Source organism: Nocardia sp. NPDC059195 (assembly GCF_042754695.1).
In the GTDB taxonomy this organism is placed as follows: domain Bacteria; phylum Actinomycetota; class Actinomycetes; order Mycobacteriales; family Mycobacteriaceae; genus Nocardia.
Window position 1 is genome coordinate 1 of record NZ_JBHZBG010000063.1, and the last position, 2,680, is coordinate 2,680.

Below are 2,680 nucleotides of genomic sequence, written 5' to 3' on the forward strand. Positions count from 1 at the left end.
GGTGTGATTGGCCGGATGTGGGTCGTGTTCGTCGGGTGGGTGTGTCGTCGTTCGGTATCAGTGGTACTAACGCGCACGTCATCCTCGAAGCGGCGACTGATGTTGCGGAAAGTGCTGTGATACAGCCAGATTCGGACAATCTTGTTGTGCCGTGGGTGCTGTCGGCGCGGAGCGTGGCCGCGCTTCGTGGGCAGGCCGGTCGGTTGCTGGAGTATGTGGAGTCGGATGCGGATGCTGTCCCGGGCCGCATCGGTTCGGCCCTGTTGTCATCGCGTTCGCTGCTCGATCATCGGGCAGTCGTCACGGGGACCGACCTTGCTGATTTCGCTACTGGCCTGCGTGCCCTCGCGGCGGGTCGGTCGACAGCTGATGTGGTGTCGGGCAAGGCGATTCGACGCGATGGTGTGGCGGTTATGTTCACCGGCCAGGGATCCCAGCGGGTCGGGATGGCCGCCGGTCTTCACGTGCGGTTCCCCGTTTTCGCCTCGGCCTTCGACGAGACGTGTGCCGCGTTGTCGGCACATCTGGGCGCCGACCTCGCCGGCATTGTCCTCGCTCGCACCGACGGTGCCGCGGAGCAGCTGGATCAGACAGTGTTCGCGCAGAGCGGGTTGTTCGCCGTCGAGGTCGGCCTGTTCCGTCTCATCGAATCATTCGGTCTGCGACCAAATTTCGTGATGGGACATTCGATCGGTGAGGTGACCGCGGCCTACGTGGCCGGGGTGTGGTCGCTCGAAGACGCGGCGAAGTTGGTGGCCGCCCGGGGTCGGTTGATGCAGGACCTGCCGGTCGGGGGCGGCATGACCGCGTTACAGGCCACCGAGGCCGAGGTTCTCGCGGCCATCGCGGAACTGGATGTGGTGGTCGATATCGCGGCGGTCAACGGTCCTCGTTCGGTGGTGGTCTCCGGTGCGTTGGACGCGGTCGCGGTGGTGGCGGCGCACTTCGTCGAGTCCGGTCGGAATATCAAGCAACTGCGGGTATCGCATGCGTTCCACTCGACCCTGGTCGAGCCGATGATGGCCGAGTTCGAGGCGGCCATCGCTGACCTGGACTTCCGGTCACCGGTGCTGCCGATTCTGTCGAACGTGACCGGCGAACGGTTGACCGAGGAACAGGCGACCGATCCGGGCTACTGGGTCGGTCATGTGCGCGCCACCGTCCGTTTCGCCGACGGGGTGAATGGATTGCTCGGCGCCGGTGTCCACACGGTTCTGGAGCTGGGGCCGGAGGGTGTGCTCACGGCTATGGCCGCGCAGGCTGTGGAGATCGGCGATACGCCGCGACCCGAGTTCATTTCCACGCTGCGTGACGGCCAGGACGACGTGCTCGCGCTGCTGGCAGCCGTCGCGCAGGCCTTTGTTCGCGGAGTGCCGGTGAGCTGGGCAACCATGTACGAGGGTGTCGCCGCGTCGCGAGTGGACCTACCGACCTATGCCTTCCAGCGTCAGCGTTTCTGGCCCGACACCGCCGCGATCCGGCCGGCCGGGACCGACTCGGTCGACCCCGAGTCCTGGGCCGAAGACGCACCGGCGAGTCCCGAGGTCGGCCTGACCGGTGCCGACAAAGCGACAGTGGCGACACTGGTACGCGACGAGGTGGCGGCAGTGCTCAGGTACGCCGACCCTGACGCGATCGATGCCGATCGCGCCTTCTCGGACATGGGTTTCGATTCGCTCACAGCGGTCGAGTTGCGCGACCGGCTGTGCCGCGCCACGGGCTTGCGGCTTCCGGCGACGACAGCATTCGACTATCCGTCGCTGGATACATTGGCGCGGTATGTGTTCGATGAGCTCACCACGGCATCGGCCGCGGATTCCAGGGTGAGCGAGGTGAAATCGCCGAGCCGGGGGGCATCCGATGACGACATCGCGATCGTCTCGATGGCGTGCCGCCTGCCGGGCGGCGTGTCGACGCCAGAGGACTTGTGGCAGTTGGTATTCGACGGCCGTGACGCGATAGCCGGATTCCCCGAGGATCGTGGCTGGGACGTGGATCATCTGGTCGACCCCGAGGGATCGCGTGCGGGGACGACGTACACACGTGGCGGCGGCTTCATCGAGGGTATCGGCGATTTCGATGCCGAGTTCTTCGGTATCTCTCCGCGTGAGGCACTCGCGATGGATCCCCAGCAGCGATTGCTGTTGGAGTCGTCGTGGGAGGTCCTGGAACGAGCGGGGATCGATCCGGAGTCAGTCCGAGGACACGATGTCGGCGTTTTCGCGGGCACGAACGGCGAGGACTACTCCGACCTCGTGCATGCCACCGAGGCCGACCGGTACGGCCACGTCGCGGTCGGTACCGCGAGCAGCGTCGTCTCCGGCCGCGTCGCCTACGCACTGGGGCTGGAGGGCCCTGCGATCAGCATCGATACGGCGTGTTCGTCGTCGCTGGTGGCGATGCATCTCGCGGCGCAGTCGCTGCGTAGCGGTGAGTGCTCGCTGGCTATAGCGGGCGGCGTCACGCTGATGTCCACGCCGAACAGCCTCATCGACTTCGCCAAACAGCGCGGACTCGCTCCTGACGGCCGCTGTAAGGCCTTCGCTGAATCAGCCGACGGAACCGGCTGGTCCGAGGGTCTGGCACTGGTGTTGTTGGAGCGGGTGTCGGATGCGCGGCGGTTGGGGCATCCGGTGTTGGCGGTGTTGCGTGGTTCTGCGGTGAATCAGGATGGTGCGTC

Annotated in this window: 1 protein-coding gene; it reads left to right on the plus strand. The window is 66.0% G+C overall.

Features of this window, described 5'->3' with window-relative positions; translation table 11 throughout:
* Positions 1–41 precede the first annotated feature (41 nt).
* On the plus strand, positions 42–2,680 hold a 2,639-nt coding region (locus tag ACFXKN_RS33405), incomplete at its 3' end, for a beta-ketoacyl synthase N-terminal-like domain-containing protein (RefSeq protein WP_379434790.1).